The 15,609-nt window shown below is 64.7% G+C and carries 15 protein-coding genes; 6 read left to right on the top strand and 9 right to left on the bottom strand.

Annotation, left to right across the window (positions count from 1 at the left end; genetic code table 11):
- Position 1: 1 nt before the first annotated feature.
- A complete protein-coding gene (locus EN845_RS31010) occupies positions 2-1,321 on the top strand; it encodes an HlyD family type I secretion periplasmic adaptor subunit (protein WP_127873481.1) in 1,320 nt (439 codons plus the stop codon).
- Positions 1,322-1,486: 165 nt separating this feature from the next.
- Here the strand turns inward: EN845_RS31010 and EN845_RS31005 are convergent, their stop codons facing one another.
- Together EN845_RS31005 and EN845_RS31000 are read right to left on the bottom strand one after the other, a co-directional pair.
- Positions 1,487-2,797, bottom strand: a complete 1,311-nt coding sequence (locus EN845_RS31005; RefSeq protein WP_127873480.1) for a hemolysin family protein — start codon at positions 2,795-2,797, stop codon at positions 1,487-1,489.
- 79 nt (positions 2,798-2,876) lie between these two features.
- Entirely contained in the window at positions 2,877-3,791 is a 915-nt protein-coding gene (locus EN845_RS31000) for a LysR family transcriptional regulator (RefSeq protein ID WP_127873479.1), read from the bottom strand.
- 114 nt (positions 3,792-3,905) lie between these two features.
- Here EN845_RS31000 and EN845_RS30995 point away from each other — a divergent pair, with 114 nt between their 5' ends.
- Positions 3,906-4,928 carry an NAD(P)-dependent alcohol dehydrogenase gene (locus EN845_RS30995; RefSeq protein WP_127873478.1) on the top strand — a complete coding sequence of 341 codons (1,023 nt, stop codon included), beginning with the start codon at positions 3,906-3,908 and terminating at the stop codon, positions 4,926-4,928.
- A gap of 7 nt (positions 4,929-4,935) precedes the next feature.
- Here EN845_RS30995 and EN845_RS30990 read toward each other — a convergent pair whose 3' ends face one another.
- The 4 genes from EN845_RS30990 to EN845_RS30975 all read right to left on the bottom strand — a co-directional run bounded on the left by EN845_RS30990 (position 4,936) and on the right by EN845_RS30975 (position 8,507).
- Entirely contained in the window at positions 4,936-5,643 is a 708-nt protein-coding gene (locus EN845_RS30990; RefSeq protein ID WP_127873477.1) for an LssY C-terminal domain-containing protein, read from the bottom strand.
- A 303-nt stretch (positions 5,644-5,946) separates the two neighbouring features.
- Complete coding sequence (locus EN845_RS30985; protein ID WP_127873476.1) at positions 5,947-6,750, bottom strand: extensin family protein; 804 nt, start codon at positions 6,748-6,750, stop codon at positions 5,947-5,949.
- Between the two features lie 106 nt (positions 6,751-6,856).
- Positions 6,857-7,882, bottom strand: coding sequence for an extensin family protein (locus EN845_RS30980; RefSeq protein WP_167531542.1), 1,026 nt, complete (start codon positions 7,880-7,882; stop codon positions 6,857-6,859).
- Positions 7,883-8,081: 199 nt separating this feature from the next.
- Positions 8,082-8,507 carry a DUF3775 domain-containing protein gene (locus EN845_RS30975; protein WP_127873474.1) on the bottom strand — a complete coding sequence of 142 codons (426 nt, stop codon included), beginning with the start codon at positions 8,505-8,507 and terminating at the stop codon, positions 8,082-8,084.
- A 142-nt stretch (positions 8,508-8,649) separates the two neighbouring features.
- Here EN845_RS30975 and EN845_RS30970 point away from each other — a divergent pair, with 142 nt between their 5' ends.
- Both EN845_RS30970 and greA read left to right on the top strand, forming a co-directional pair.
- On the top strand, positions 8,650-9,186 hold the full coding sequence (locus tag EN845_RS30970; RefSeq protein WP_127873473.1) for a tetratricopeptide repeat protein: 537 nt from the start codon (positions 8,650-8,652) through the stop codon (positions 9,184-9,186).
- Between the two features lie 267 nt (positions 9,187-9,453).
- Positions 9,454-9,927 carry a transcription elongation factor GreA gene (gene greA, locus EN845_RS30965; RefSeq protein ID WP_127873472.1) on the top strand — a complete coding sequence of 158 codons (474 nt, stop codon included), beginning with the start codon at positions 9,454-9,456 and terminating at the stop codon, positions 9,925-9,927.
- 56 nt (positions 9,928-9,983) lie between these two features.
- On the opposite strand, the gene waaC is transcribed toward greA, so the two are convergent.
- Genes waaC through rfaD form a run of 3 tightly spaced genes read right to left on the bottom strand, consistent with a single transcriptional unit; the run spans position 9,984 to position 12,891 of the window.
- A complete protein-coding gene (gene waaC, locus EN845_RS30960; RefSeq protein ID WP_127873471.1) occupies positions 9,984-10,964 on the bottom strand; it encodes a lipopolysaccharide heptosyltransferase I in 981 nt (326 codons plus the stop codon).
- Positions 10,961-11,968, bottom strand: a complete 1,008-nt coding sequence (gene waaF, locus EN845_RS30955) for a lipopolysaccharide heptosyltransferase II (RefSeq protein WP_127873470.1) — start codon at positions 11,966-11,968, stop codon at positions 10,961-10,963. The genes waaC and waaF overlap by 4 nt, the downstream gene beginning before the upstream one ends.
- The gene (gene rfaD, locus EN845_RS30950; RefSeq protein ID WP_127873469.1) at positions 11,941-12,891 is read right to left on the bottom strand and encodes an ADP-glyceromanno-heptose 6-epimerase; all 951 of its coding nucleotides are present in this window, start codon (positions 12,889-12,891) and stop codon (positions 11,941-11,943) included. The genes waaF and rfaD overlap by 28 nt, the downstream gene beginning before the upstream one ends.
- A 449-nt stretch (positions 12,892-13,340) precedes the next feature.
- On the opposite strand from rfaD, the gene EN845_RS30940 reads away from it, so the two are divergent.
- Both EN845_RS30940 and rfaE1 read left to right on the top strand, forming a co-directional pair.
- On the top strand, positions 13,341-13,973 hold the full coding sequence (locus EN845_RS30940; RefSeq protein ID WP_127873468.1) for a LysE family translocator: 633 nt from the start codon (positions 13,341-13,343) through the stop codon (positions 13,971-13,973).
- A gap of 135 nt (positions 13,974-14,108) precedes the next feature.
- Entirely contained in the window at positions 14,109-15,602 is a 1,494-nt protein-coding gene (gene rfaE1, locus EN845_RS30935) for a D-glycero-beta-D-manno-heptose-7-phosphate kinase (protein ID WP_127873467.1), read from the top strand.
- The last annotated feature ends 7 nt before the right edge of the window (positions 15,603-15,609 follow it).

Here is a 15,609-nt window from a genome sequence, read left to right as displayed (position 1 = left end):
GATGACGACACAGAGCATCGCCTTGGACGGCCAGCCACGCACCGACATAAGACGCGTGGCGCTTACCGGTTATGCAGCCATGGCGCTGCTGGCGGGCGGCTTCGGCTACTGGGCCGTCAGCGCCCCCTTGTCGGGCGCGGTGATCACCCAAGGCACGATCTCGGCAACCGGCGGAAACATCCAGATCCAGCATCGCGAGGGCGGTATCGTCCAGGCACTGCTGGTCCATGAAGGCGATCGCGTGCAACTGGCCCAGGATCTGGTCGTGCTGGATCCAACGGCCGCGCAGGCCGAGCTCAACCGGCTGACGCGACAGTCGATCGCGCTCAGGGCAAGTGCGGCGCGGCTGGAGGCGGAACGCGACGGGTTGGACAGGCTGGCGCCAATCGCCAAAGCGGCGCCGGAACCTTTCCAGCCGGATTTCGAGATCCTGATTCGAGAACAGCAAAAGGAATTCGACGCCAGGCTCGCCCGGTTCCGGTCGGAACAATCGATCCTGGCACAACGGGTCGCCATGCACCGGCAGTCGGTGGTGGGATTGCAGGCCCAGAAACAGGCCATTCAGCAACAAGCCGAAGTCGTCAAGAAAGAACTCGGCATCAAGACCAGCCTGCTCGACAGGGGCCTCACCAACCGTACCGAATACTCCCAGCTTTTGCGCAGCGAGGCCGATCTCGTCGGGCAAGCCGGGATGCTGGAGGCCAATCTGGCGACGGCCAATACCCAGATCGTGGAGGCCCAGGAGCAGACCGAGCGCCTGACCACGCAACGCGTCGAGGAGGCGCTGACGAAACTCGACGACGTTCGCTCCAACCTGGCCGATGTCGAGGAACAGATCAGGACGGCGGAGGCGGTGCTGCGGCGAACGACGATCAAGGCGCCGGCGGCAGGCATCGTGGTGTCGTCGACCTACAATTCCAAGGGCAGCGTGATTGCTCCGGGCGAAAAGATCATGGAAATCCTGCCCACCGCGTCTGGCCTGGTCGTCGATGCGAAGCTGCGGCCGAAGGACATCGATCAGGTCCGTGTCGGCCAGCCGGCGAAACTGCGACTATCCGCCTTGAACGCGCGGCTCACGCCAGAGGTCTCAGCCACCGTGACACAGATTTCGGCGGATCGGCTCATCGATCCAGCCACGCGTGAACCCTATTTCCGCGCCAAGCTGACGATTGCCGCCGACCTGCCGCCCGGCGTGAGGCGCGAGCAGCTTTACCCCGGGACGCCGGTCGAGGCGTTCATCAGCACCGGCGATCGCACTTTCCTGGAGTATCTCGCGCGGCCGCTGCTCGATTCATTCGCGCGGGCTTTCGCTGAGCAGTAGACCGCCGACCGGCAGTGAACCGGCGCGCCGCTAGAGCCGTTCCGCGTTTCACGGAATCGCGAACGGCTCCAACTCTTTGTTTTTACGCAATTCCGAACGGAAGCCGTTTCACTCTTTTCCTGGAATTGCTCTAATAACCGCCGTCGGCCTTGGACATTTGAACGGTCAGCGCGCCACTTCGCGGTGGCCGCTGGGCAGGCGGGTGGCGATCAGCTTGTCGATGCGGCGGCCGTCGAGATCGACCACCTCAAAGCGCCAGCCCTGGGCGTCGACGCATTCGCCGGTCGCCGGCAGATGGTGCATGTGCGACAGCACATAGCCGGCGACGGTTTCGTAATCGCGGTTCTCCGGCAGGTCGATGCCCAGCACTTCGGCCATCTCGTCGGCCTGCATATAACCGGCGAGCAGCCATGAGCCGTCGTCGCGCTGGACGGCGCTTTCTTCCTCGCCGGCCTCGAGGTCCGAGCGGAAGACGCCGGTGATGGCTTCCAGAATGTCGGCGGGCGTGACGATGCCTTCGAAGTGGCCGTATTCGTCATGCACAAGCGCCATCGGCACGTCGCTCTCCTTCAGCTTCTGCAGCACGTCAAGGGCGTCGGCCTGGTCGTGCACGATGGGTGCCGCGCGCACGTATTTGCGGGGGTCGAGCGCGCGGCCGCCGAGCAGTGCTGCCAGCACGTCGCGCGTCTGGATGACGCCGATCATGGCGTCCACCCCGCCGTCGCCGGCGGGCAGGCGCGAATGCTGGGTGTCCATCAGCAGCTTGCGGATGGTGGGTTCATCGGACTGCAGGTTGATCCAGTCGACATCGGTGCGCGGCGACATGACGGCGCGCACGGCGCGGTCGCCGAGCCGCATGACACCGGCGATCATGCGCCGCTCGTCGGATTCGATGGTGCCGTGATGCTCGGCCTCGGCGACCAGCATCTTGATCTCCTCGTCGGTGACCTTTTCCTCGCTTTCGCCGCGCTGGCCGAGCAGCCAGAGCACGGCACGGCCCGAAATATCGAGCAGGAAGACCAGAGGCGCCGAGATGGTGGCGAGGATGGTCATCGCCGGCGCGGCTCTCACGGCAACGCGCTCGGGATCGCGCAGCGCGATCTGCTTGGGCACGAGTTCGCCGATGATCAGCGAGGCGTAGGTGATGATGGCCACGACGATGCCGACGCCGAGCGGGTCGGCGATGGTCTCGCGGATGCCTGTCGAGGCCAGATATTGCGCCAGCCTCTGGCCGAGCGTGGCACCGGAAAAGGCGCCCGACAGCACGCCGACCAGCGTGATGCCGATCTGCACGGAGGACAGGAATTTGCCCGGATTGGAGCCAAGCGCCAGAGCGCGGCCGGCACCCTTGACGTTGCGGTCGATCATCGCCTTCAGGCGAGCCGGCCGCGACGAGACGATGGCGAGTTCGGACATCGACAGAAGGCCGTTCACGCAGATGAGGACGACCACGGTGGCGATTTCAACGTATAACATGAGGGGTCAATAGCATTGCCGCACGGCTTTCGAAAATAGTCGGCGACCATTTTAAAAAGATGACGGCGATACGGGCCGATCAGGCGGCATCCCAGGGTGGCGACGAGAAGTGCGCGACCAGCGCGTCGACGACGACCCGCACCTTGGGCGTCAAGGCTCGTGTCACCGGCCAGATGGCATGGACGGAAATGTTTTCGACCAGCGTGTCCACCAGCACCATTTCCAGCGCGCCGCTCCTGAGGCTGTCCGCCACCAGCCAGGTCGGCAGGAAGGTGATGCCGCAGCCGGCAAGGACCGCGCCCAGCATCGGCTCGCCATTGTCGAGCACCAGCCTTGCCCGCGGCGTGAATTTCGCGACATGGCCATCGGCTTGCCTGATGCTCCAGGCGTGGGCGACGCCGTTGCGGGTGTAGCCGATCAGGTCATGGCCGGCGAGATCCTCGATCGTCCGCGGCCTGCCGTTTGCGTCGAGATAGGCGGGGGCGGCACATATGGCCGAGCGCTGGGTATAGAGCCGCCGTGCCGCGAGCGACAGGCTATCGTCGAGGTCGCCCATGCGGACCGCAAGGTCGATGCCTTCCTCGATGAGGTCGACGCGGCGGTCGTTGAAGGAAATCTCCATGGCCAGGTCGGGAAATCGCCTGGAAATGTCGAACAGCACGGGCGCCACGCAGCGGTGGCCGAAGGCCGAGGGCAGGTCTACCCGAAGCCGGCCCGAGGGCACCTGCCGGCGCGAGGCGAGCAGCGCCTGGGCCGCTTCGATCTCGGACAGCGCCCTGACGCAGGCTTCATAATAGCATAGGCCTTCGCTGGTCGGGCTGAGGCTGCGCGTGGTGCGGTTGAGCAAGCGGATGCCAAGCCTCTGTTCCAGCTGCGCGACCGATTTGCCGACCGCCGATTTCGTCACACGCAGCCGCTCGCCGGCGCCGGTGAAGCTTCCGGCCTCAATCGTTTGGACGAAGGCGACAATGCCTTGCAGATCGGTGGAGTCCATCGGAACACTCCTATTGTAGATTTCCAGTCGCCAATTTGTTGCTAATTATGCCGTAGGGGAGCGCAAATTTCCATAGTAGACGTCCTGCCAACCACGCAATCGGGAGCAGACGCAATGAAGAGCGACATCAACAGATCCTGGCGGATGACCGGTTTCGGCCTGCCCAGGCTGGAATTGGCCGAGGCAAGCATCCCCGAGCCCGGGCCGCATGAGCTGCTGGTGCGGATCAAGGCCATATCGCTGAACTACAAGGACAGGATGATCGTCGATGGCGTGCTGATCCCCGACCTTGCCTTCCCGTTCGTGCCGACCTCGGATGCCGTCGGCGAAGTGGTAGCGATCGGCGGCGGTGTCAGCCGTTTCCGGACCGGCCAGCGCGTGCTGGGGCAGGTGATTGCCGACTGGCCGGATGGCGATGCGCCGCCGGTGCTGCACCAGCACACGCTGGGGTCGTCGCTGCCCGGCACGTTGAGCGACTATCTCGTCCTGCATGAGGATGCCGCCGTGTTGGCGCCGCCGTCGCTCAGCGATGCTGAGGCCTCGACGCTGCCGATCGCGGCGCTGACGGCCTGGTTCGCCATGGCCGAGGCGACAAGACCGGTGCCCGGCCAGACCATCCTGATCCAGGGCACCGGTGGCGTTTCCCTGTTTGCGCTGCAATTCGCCCACGCCTTCGGCCTGCGCGCCATCGTCACGTCAAGCAGCGACGCCAAGCTCGATCAGGCAAAGACGCTCGGCGCCTGGCAGGTGATCAACTATCGCGCCAAACCGGCATGGGACGAGGTGGCGCGGGAACTGACGGGTGGCGCCGGCGTCAATCATATCCTCGAAATGGTCGGCGGCGACAATGCGCGGCGATCGCTCGACGCACTGGCCGCCGATGGGCGGCTGTCGATCATCGGCCTGCTGGGCGGCATGGAGCTCAGCTTCCCGATCGTGCCCTTCCTGCGCAACCGGATTGTCGTGCAAGGCATTTCGATCGGCCACCGCCGCGCCTTCGAGCGGATGAACCAGGCGATCGAGGCGCTGGCGATCAAGCCGGTCATCGACAAGGTCTTTGGTTTCGACGAGGTGCCACGGGCCTTCGAGCATCTGGAGAAGGGGCCGTTCGGCAAGATCGTCATCGCCACGGCCTGACCTGTGGTCACTGCAACTGCTTCAGCACGCCGACGATCGCCTTGCCATCGGTAAAATAGGGGTCGCCGCCGCCATTGCGGCCGGTTTTGGTGGCGCCGATACCCGCCAGGTCGCTGGTCGAGGACAACAGGCCGGCGGCATTGAGATCGCCGATCACAAAGTCGCGTTCGGCATCGATGTCGGGACCGATATGATGGGTGATGGCGCCCGTGTCGTGGCTCAAGCCGACGCCGCGATCGAAGCTGGCGGCGCCCAGCCAGAGCGGCCTGCCATCGTCGCCGACTGTATCCGTCCGCCAAAAGCGGATGTGGTGGCGCCGGTCGGCACTGTCGCCGACCGGCTTTTCGAAAGCGAGTTCCTGGGCGCGGCCCTCGAACAGCAGGCGGCTCACCGGGGCATCGGGATAGGGGCGGGAAAACAGGACACTCTCGCCGATATCGATGGCGGTCCTCAAGGTGACGGCGTCGGCGGTGTCCCAGCCGGCGACGGCGAAAGCGTGCACCAACTCCTTCTCCGTACCGACCAGGCCGACATTGATCGGGTCGCCGGGAATGCCTTGCGGCGTGTGGGTGACCATTTCGAAGCGCTGGTTGCGAAAGCCGCGATCGCGGAATGTCCAGAATTCCGGCGCGGCGACATAGGCGAGCGCCACATAGGCGGCCAGACCTGCCACCAGCCAGATCGTTACGCGTCGTCGAAGGCTTCCGTGGATCATCTACTCACTGTCTCGTTGCTGCCACCATGCCTTCGTCATCCTAGGGCGGAGCAAGGAGCGAAGCGACGCAGCGCAGACCCTAGGATCCATGCCACGACAACGGCCGAAGAATACAGCGGTTCAGAATGAGCGGAACTGCCTGAGAGTGGACACACGTTCTTCTGATAGCATCTCACCGTCGCACCTGCTCAGGGGTCACGGCATGGATCCTAGGGTCTCCGCGACGTCGCTTCGCGACTGCTCCACCCTAGGATGACGAAGTGCCGGCTCCGGCTAAATTCCATCGTCCTTGATTGCGGTGCTCTACCGGCAGGCGCGATAACCGCTCTTGCGGTTCTTGATGTCGAAGTGGAAATGGTTGCGGTGGTCGTAATTGTAGCCCGGGCCGAGCACGGTGGTGAAATACTGGCAGCCGTCGGCGCGCACATTGTTGAGGAAGCCCCGGGTGCGGAAGGCGAACAGGCCGGGCTTGCGCACGTCGATGTCGTCGCCATTGTTGAGTTCGATGCTCATGACGTCGAGCGCATTGCCCTTGCCGTGCTCGGACAGCACGCCTTCGCCGGCAATGTTGCGGCAGGAATAGCTCGAGCCCTGGTGGATGGTCCTGACGCCGGAGAAATAGCGCCAGCGGGCGGAGGGAACGAGTTCGTTCTTCGTCCAGGCGGCGAAGGTGGCGGCCATGTCGCAGGTCAGCGTCGCCGCGGGTTTCATCTGGATGCTTCCGATGGCGGTGACCTTGACCGGATAGTCGATGCCGCACTGGCCTTCGTGGATCGGCGCCAGGTCGGTGTAGGCGACATCGAGCCGTTTCAGCTGCTGGCGGCAATCGGTTTCGCTGGCTGGGATCTGCTCCACCGGCGACATCGGCTCGTCCATGCGTGGATAGGCGGCCTGCGTCATGTAGGGATTGGACGGGACAAGCCTCTGCATGCCCGTGTATTGCGGCACGGCCGCGGTCTGCGAGCCGACATCGACGGCGGGCTGCAACGACAGCACGCTGCCGGTATTGCAGGCCGAAACCGCTGCCAATGCAAGGCCGGCGGCGACTATCACTGCAGGTTTCGATCGGCGCGCGACCATCGCGGCGGCGCGGAATATGCCGGCCATCGGCGGAATCCCTATTCCCAGATATCCGGCATTTTAACGATCAAGGGTAAAGGAAAGCTCAGCGTTCGCGTTCACGCCTGCGGCTGAAATGCGGCGGAGGTTCCGCTCACTGGCAAAACGTACCGCCGTGACGGCGTGGCTCGAGATCAAAATGGAAATGCAAGGCGTGATCGGCGTCGGCACCAGGGCCGAGCACGGTCTTGAACGGCCCGCAGGCGGCCTTGCGCACGGCGTCGAGGAATTTGCCGTCCTTTTCCGGCGGCGCCGGGCCAACCTCGATCGTCTTGCCGTCGGACAGCGTAAAGCTGGCAATGTCGAGCGCGTTGCCGAAAGCGTGTTCCGACAGTTTGCGTGTGCCGTTGCGCGGCCGGCAGACGAAGGCCGACGCCTGGCTGATCGATTTCAGGTCCGCGCCGAATTCGGCCTTCGCCGCCGGCTGGATGACGTCGGCGGCAAAACGCGCGGCCGCCTCCGCCATTGGGCAGTTGAGTTCGGTGCCGGGGGCAATCGCGATCGACTTGCCGAGCGACATCAGCACGATCGGGTAGGGGATCGAGCAGCCGATTTCGGGATTGCTCTCGGCTTTGTGGTCCTCGAATTCTACGCCGAGCGTCTTCAGGCGCTCGCGGCAGGCGACTTCGTCAGCCGGCATCTTGTCGGCGGGGAGATCGGCCGAGCGCGGATCGGGCAGCATCTTCTCCTCGTCGCCCGCATCCGTCGGTTTTGGCGTCGGCTGGGGGGCGACGGCCGGCGGCTGAGGCTCGGGCGTCGTGGTGTCGGGCTTTGGCGTCGGTGTTGGCACCACGGCTGGCGGCTCCGGCTCGCTTTCCGTTTCGGCTGGTGGTTCGGGCGGTGTCTGGCTTTTCTGATGGGACTCTTCGTCCTTGAGCGGATCGGACGCCCCGCCGCTCTTTGGACCTTCGGTCTTCCGGTCCTGTGTCTTTGGAGCGTCCACCCTTGAAGCGTCCGTCGGACGTGGCTCGGGCACCGGAACATCGGCGGACGGCTGGGCATCCTGCGTTTTTTGCGGTGCCGGATTTGGCGCGATATGCTGCCTGACCCGCGCTCTCGACTGCCGCTTGCCTCTTGGCCGCAGCGGCTGGTCGGCCCGCTGTGTCAGCGGCTGATCCACGCGCGGGCTTAGCGGCCCGTGGTGTTTGTGACGATGTCTGGCGTCGGCCGGCGTCACCAGCAGAACCGCCGCCGCCAAAAGCAGCGCCAGAGTGCAAAATCGGGAAAAGCTCAGCGTTGCCATCGCTCGGAAACGGCGCCGGTCGGCTGAAGTTGCCTGGACAGGCGCTTCGACCCGATCACAATCGGTTACCTCCGCGTTACGCGCCGATCGCTTCCAGTCCCTCTTCCAGCAAGTCGGCGAGCAGCGGCATGCCGAGCAGGTATTTCGCCGTGCGTTTGTTGGCCCGCTCTCGCGCCGCCGCCACGGCTTCGGCCCATTCCGAGGCGTCGTAGTCGCCGCGGCCGACCCAGGCCAGCGCGATCAGCTCGGCGGCCTCGTCGATATTGAGGTCGTTGATCAGCTCGCGCAGCTCTTCCTCGGTGAGGTTTTCCGAACTTTCCTCGGCAAGGCCGTCATGGTGGTGGTTGTCATGCCTGTCGCCGTCGAACTCGACCTCGTGTTCGGCGCCGTCGGCATAGTCCTCGTTGACGGCCGCGCTCAGCGCCTTGGCCTTGAGAATGAACAGCCGCACGGTGTCGGGTCCGATCGTCAGATCCCAGTCCTTTTCAAGCCGCCGCTGCACGGGCCTCTCCGTCAGTCGTTTGCCGGATGATAGCGGATTTGCGGCATCCGTCACCTCATGTTCTCCAGGCGGGCTTTTTTCCGGGATGAAACGCGGACCGCTCGGCGTTAGTGTGGCATTGTCACGCCCTCAGGAGGTTTCCATGCATAAAAGAGTGCTTATCCAGGCGGCGAGCGCGCTTGTCGCTCTGCAGTTCCTCGCCGTTCCGGCGTTTGCCGCCGGCAGCAGCGGTGGCAGCGACCAGACTGTCACCCAATGCAAAAAGGGCGAGGTCTGGGATAAGAAGAAGCAGAAATGCGTGCCGCCCAAGGAAGGCATGCTGGACGACGACAGCATCTATGATGCGGGCCATGCGCTGGCGATGGCCGGCCGCTACGACGAGGCGATCTCGGTTCTCGTTCTGGCCGCCAACAAGCAGGATCCGCGCATCCTCAACTATCTCGGCTACTCGCACCGCCATTCCGGCCGCGTCACCGTCGGCCTGGGCTATTACGAGGAAGCGCTGCGCATCGACCCGAATTACACGCTGGTGCGCGAATATCTCGGCGAGGCACATCTGCAGATCGGCGACCTGGCCGGCGCCCAGCAGCAACTGACAGAGATCGAAAAGCGCACCGGCAAGGGTTCGCGCGAATACGGCATGCTGTCCGAGCAGATCGAACATTTCATGAGGAGCTGATCGGGCTCCATGGTTTCTCCAAGCGGCCGCGAGCGATCGCGGCCGTTTCTGTTTGCTCCATTCCACAGCCACCTTCGCTGACAAAAGAAGGGATGATTTTTGCAAAACCGATTTTTGAGCGTGAAAAGCCGCAAAAGATTGCTATATTCAGGGAAATTGCGGTGAAACGGTTCCGTTAGCCCGAGGCTGCCGGACCGTTTTCTTTTTGTACCCTACGACAAGGCTTCCCCCGAAACGCGGGGGCGGCGGCAGGAAAGGTCAGGCACTATGAACAAGGTCCCGATGACAGGCGAGGGGTTCGCGTCATTGAAGGAAGAACTGCGTTGGCGCCAGCAGGAAGAGCGGCCCCGCATCATCGAGGCGATCTCCGAGGCGCGCTCGCATGGCGACCTGTCCGAAAATGCCGAATACCATGCCGCGAAAGAGGCGCAGAGCCTCAATGAGGGCCGCGTCAACGAACTCGAGGATTATATCGCGCGCGCCGAGGTGATCGACGTCACCAAGCTCAGCGGCGACAAGGTCAAGTTCGGCGCCACCGTGGTGCTGGTCGACGAGGACACCGAGGAAAAGAAGACCTACCAGATCGTCGGTGACCAGGAAGCCGACGTGAAGTCCGGCCGCATCTCGATCTCCTCGCCGATCGCGCGCGCGCTGATCGGCAAGGAAGTCGGCGACGCGGTCGAGGTCAACGCGCCTGGTGGCGCACGCGGGTACGAAATCGTCCAGGTGCAGTTTATCTGAGAGGCGTCGGCTGGGTGCGGCTCCGCGCTGACTTTTCCAATCGTTCGGTCGAAAAGTCAGTATTTCCGGGTATTTGCCCGGCTAAGCTCTAAAAGTCGTTCCGCTTCCGCCACCACCTGCGACGGCGTCACGCGCGTGCCGGGCGCTGCCAGAAGCGTCGATGCGTACGGCCCACGCGGCCCGGTCAAACCCGGTTCCGTTGCCAAAAATACCGCCACCGTCGGCAGGCCGAAGGCGCTGGCGAGGTGGGTCAATCCCGTATCGGCGCCGATGACCAGGGTCGAGCGGCCGAGAATGGCTGCGATGTCGGCCAGCGGCGATTTGGGCAGCACCACCGTGGACGGCACGGCCTCGGCGATCGCTTCGGCCACCGCCTTCTCCCGTTCGTTCGACCAGGTGGTGACTGGCGTCATGCCGCGCTCGACCAGCAGGCGGGCGGTTCCGATCCAGTCCTTGGCAGGCCATTTCTTGTCCTCGCGGCTGGTGCCGTGCAGCAGGAAGGCCGCTTTTCCGTCGATGGCGGCGATCGTGCCCATCGGCGCGACGATGCCGGAGTCGAGCGTCGAAAGATCGGGCCGGTAGCCGAGCGCCAGCCCGAACAGCCGCCTTGTCCGCTCGATGGCGTGCAGGCCGCGCGGCACGGCGTAGGGGATGTCGTAGAACAGCGTCGCCGAGGGTTCGCGCGCGCTCGACCGGTCGAAGCCGGCGATCGGCGCACGCGCCTGGCGTGCCACCAGGGCCGATTTCAGCAGGCCTTGCGCATCGATGACGAGATCATATCGGCAGGCGCGCAAGGCACGGCGGAAGGCCGCCGCCTGGCGCCAGGTGTTTGTGTCGAAGAGGCTCTTTCGCCAGCGCCGTATCGCCACCGTGTGGATGGTGCCAATCGCCGGATGCAGCGCGACGATGCCCGCAAACGCCTCCTCCACGCACCAGTCGAAAGCGATATCGGGCCGCGCGCGGCAGGCATCCTCGAGTGCCGGAAAGGTGTGGATGACATCGCCCATCGACGATGTCTTGACGATCAGCACCTTCATGCCGCGGCCGGAACTTCCAGCAGCCGATCCGCCGCCGCGGCGACCTGCCCGACTTCCAGTGTCTTGAGGCAGTTGAGGTGGCCGAGCGGACAGATTTTCTGGTGGCAAGGCGAGCAGGACAGGCCGAGCCAGACCAGTTCGCGTCGCTCCGCCAGTGGCGGCGTATTTTCAGGCGAGGTCGAGCCGTAGACGGCAACGATCGGCGTGCCGACGGCGGCCGCGACATGCATGAGCCCGCTGTCGTTGGAGACCGCGAGCCGGGCGGCCGCGATCAGGTCGATGGCGTCCTCCAGCCGCGTCTGGCCGGCGAGGTCGACGACGCCGGGGGCCAATGCGGCGATTTCGGCCGTCACGTCGCGGTCGTTTTTCGAGCCGAACAGGGCGGCCTTCAGTCCCTTGCCCATGAACTCGCGGGCAAGGCCGGCATAGCTTTCGCTTGGCCAGCGCTTGGCCGGGCCGAACTCGGCACCGGGCATCAGGGCCACGAATTTTTGCGGCGCCAGACCGAAGCGGTCGAGCAGGGCGGCCTGGTTTTTCACGTCTACGGTCAGCCGGGGTGCGCGGAAACTGCCGCCCTGGGCGAGGCCGAAATAGGCCTGCGCGGTGCGCCGTTTCACGGCGTCGGGCAATGGTACGATGTCGGTCAAAAGGCCATAGCGCATTTCGCGCAGATTGCCGAAACGGCGCGGAATGCGGGCAAAGAACGGGATCAGCGCCGACTTCCAACTGCCTGGCAGAACATAGGCCATGTCGTAGCGGCCGCGCAGCAGGCGACCGAAGCGGCGGCGATGGCTGAATTCGAGCGCGCCTGGCGTCAGCGGAAAGTCGATCTGCTGGCGGACCTCCGGCATGCGCTTGACCAGAGGTGCCGCCCAGGCGGGCGCCAACACATCGATCGCGGCGCTGGGATGGAGCTCCTTCAGCGCCGAGAACAGGCACTGCGCCATCACCATATCGCCCACCCAGCGTGGGCCGATCACGAGGATCGTTGGGCTTTCAGCCATTCGACATAGTCTCTGACGCCGGTTTCTACTGTGCGGAATTGCCCGTTATAGCCGGCCGCGCGCAAGCGGGACATATCAGCCTGGGTAAAACTCTGGTAGCTGCCCTTGAGATGGTCGGGGAATTCTATGAACTCGATCTCGCCCTTGCCCAGCGTGTCGATGACCGTTTCGGCGATGGCGCGGAACGGCTGGGCGCGGCCGGTGCCGCAGTTGAAGATGCCGCTCGCGCCACGCTTCCATAGCCACAGATTGACGTCGGCGACATCGCCGACATGGATGAAATCGCGGCTTTGCTCGCCCGGTCCGAAGCCGTCATGGGCGCCGAACAGCTTCGGATTTTCGCCGCGCTCGACCTGGTTGAACAGATGGAAGGCGACGGAGGCCATGGCGCCCTTATGCGCCTCGCGCGGGCCATAGACATTGAAGTAGCGCAGCCCCGCGACCTGCGAATGATCGCTGTCGAACACGGTGCGCCTGACATAGTCGTCGAAGAGTTTCTTGGAATAGGCATAGACGTTGAGTGGCCGTTCAAACGCCGGCTCCTCACGAAATTCGGATCCGCCGCCATAGACCGAAGCCGAGGAGGCGTAGAGAAAGGGCACGCGCAGCGCCTGGCAGGCATGCAGCAGCTGTTTCGAATAGGCGTAGTTCACGTCCATCATGAACTTGCCGTTCCATTCGGTGGTGGTCGAGCAAGCCCCCTGATGAAAGACTGCCTCGATGCGGCCGAGCGAGCCGGCTTCCATGCGGGCCAGGAAGTCGTCCTTGTCGAGATAGTCGGCTATCGCCAAATCGGCCAGGTTGGCGATCTTGTGGCCATCGGTGAGGTCGTCGACGACCAGGATGTCGTCATGGCCTTCCGCATTGAGCGCGGCGACGATGTTGGAGCCGATCATGCCGGCGCCGCCCGTGACGATGATCATGAAGGCCTCTGGTTGCGTGCGATTCCGGTCCTTATAAGGGAGGCTGGCCGGGCTGTCGACAAAGCAGGATCCGTGATTAGGCCCAAAGCTGCTGTCTAGCGAGTCGCCATAGGCTTCTTGCTGACAATCACGTCAGGGCAGCGCCGCCCCTCATCCGCCTGCCGGCACCTTCTCCCCGTATAGTGACGGGGAGAAGAAACTGGACGCAACCTCGCCGCCTTCTCTTGCAACGTTGAAAATTGGCGAAACCATCGATGACAGCGTCCCTCTCCCCGTCTCTATACGGGGAGAGGATGCCGGCAGGCAGGTGAGGGGCAGCGCCAACGCCAGAAAAAGGTCATAGGTCGAATTCGAAGACACCCAACATTTGTGGTATCGCCAAAACGGAGACGAAGGACTGAAGTTAGTAAGCGCTGCCTGTCATAGACCCAACGACAAAGGAACAAAAAATGCCGTCGACCGAACTGCTGATCGCGTTTTTCGCCACCACGGCGATCTTCGCCTATATTCCGGGTCCGGCCATGCTCTACGCCGCCGCGCAGACCATGGCGCGCGGGCGCTGGTCGGGGCTGACGGCGGCACTCGGCATTCATCTCGGCGGCTATGTCCATGTCTTTGCCGCCGCCGCCGGCCTGTCGGTGCTGTTCCATGCCGTGCCGCCGCTCTACATGGCGGTCAAGCTGGTCGGCGCGCTTTACCTTGTCTGGCTCGGCATCTCGCTGTTTCGCAAGCGCGTGGAGGGCGACGTGGCGCTGCCGGCGATCGAGCGCAAATCGGCGCGCCGGGCGTTTTTCGAGAGCATCACCGTCGAGGTGCTCAATCCCAAGACCGCGATCTTCTTCATGGCGTTCCTGCCGCAGTTCATCGACGCCTCCGCGGCCTTCCCGGTCTGGCTGCAATTCGTCGTGCTGGGCACCATCGTCAACCTGATGTTCTCCTCGGCCGACATCGTCTGCGTCTTCCTGGCCGGAATGGTGATCGGCCGGCTGCGGCGTTCGAGCCGGGCGCAGCGGCTGATGCAGCGGGCCGGTGGTGCGGTGCTGGTCGGGCTCGGCGTCCACGTCGCCCTGCAGAAAACCTGACCTGTCCGGGTTTGCCTCCGCCCCGGCGTTGCGCTGCGCCGAATTGCGGTATATCGGCAGGCATGACCGACCGGCCTCGCAAATCTGGTGTTTCGACCTATCTGAGATCGGCGTTTCCCGCGCGTGGCAGATGACATGATCAAGCACAATCCGCCTTCTCCCGAACCCCTGCACCGCGCCATCGCGCGCTTCGGCGACATCGCCGTGCTGGTGGTCGGCGACTTCATCCTCGACCGCTTCGTCAATGGCGTCATCGAGCGGATTTCGCCGGAAGCGCCGATCCCGGTGCTGCACGGGCGAGGCGAAAGCTCGGCCATGGGTGGCGCCGGCAATGTCGTGGCCAACATCGTCTCGCTTGGCGCGCGCGCCATTCCGGTCTCCGTGATCGGCACTGATCCCGCCGGCGACAGTCTGGCGCGGATGCTGGGCGAGCTTGGCGCCGAGACAGTGGGCCTTTCACAGCAGCGCGGCCGCATGACCTCGTCGAAGAGCCGCTTCAGCGCGCTCAACCAGCAGGTGCTGCGCTTCGACGAAGAAGAGATCAGGCCGCTCGGCGAGGCGGAACGGGCGGAGCTGATCCGCCGTTTCCGGGACGCGCTGCAACAGGCGGACATCGTCATCCTGTCCGATTACGGCAAGGGCATATTGCTGGATGGCGTCGCCGCCGAACTGATCGCCATCTGCCGGGAGGCGGGCAAGCCGGTGCTGGTCGACCCGAAGGGCCGCGACTATGCGCGCTATGCCGGCGCGACCGCCATCACCCCCAACCGCAAGGAGCTCGGCGAGGCCGTCGGCCATGCGGTGTTCGCCGATGACGAGATCGTGGCGGCAGCACGCGAGCTGATTTCGGCGCACGGCTTCGACTTCGTCGTCGCCACGCGCAGCGAAAAGGGCATGAGCGTGGTCGGCCCCGAGGAGGCGCGCCACATCGCCACCCAGGCGCGCGAGGTGTTCGACGTCTCGGGCGCCGGCGATACGGTGATCGCGACCTTCGCGCTGGCGCTTGCCGCCGGCGCCGACCCCGTCGCCGCGGCCTCCATCGCCAACGCCGCCGGCGGCGTCGTGGTCGGCAAGCGCGGCACCGCGCGGCTGAGCGTCGAGGAACTCACCGGCGCGCTCTTCCGCTCGCACGGACCGACCGCCCACAAGGACGCCATCCTGGACGCCGCCTCGGCCGCGCGCATGGTGGCGGCATGGAAGGCGGAGGGGCTGAGCGTCGGCTTCACCAATGGCTGCTTCGACATCCTGCATGCCGGCCATGTCAGCCTGCTGCACGCGGCGCGCAGCCAGTGCGACCGGCTGGTGCTCGGCCTCAACAGCGATGCTTCCGTGCGGCGGCTGAAAGGGCCGGGCCGCCCGGTCAACGACCAGCATGACCGCGCCTGCGTGCTCGCCGCGCTCGCTTCAGTCGATGCCGTGGTGGTGTTCGAGGAGGATACGCCGCTGGCACTGATCGAAGCGCTTCTGCCCGACATACTGGTCAAGGGCGCCGACTACACGATCGACACCGTGGTCGGCGCCGATGTGGTGCAGAAGGCGGGCGGCCGCGTCGTGCTGGTCGACCTCGTCGCCGGCAAGAGCACCACCGGCACGATCGGCAAATTGCGCGCCGGCGGCGCCACCAACTGAGGGATCT

Source organism: Mesorhizobium sp. M8A.F.Ca.ET.202.01.1.1 (assembly GCF_004791595.1).
In the GTDB taxonomy this organism is placed as follows: domain Bacteria; phylum Pseudomonadota; class Alphaproteobacteria; order Rhizobiales; family Rhizobiaceae; genus Mesorhizobium.
Note: the sequence above shows the minus strand (reverse complement) of the source record. Positions and strands in the feature narration are given on the sequence as shown.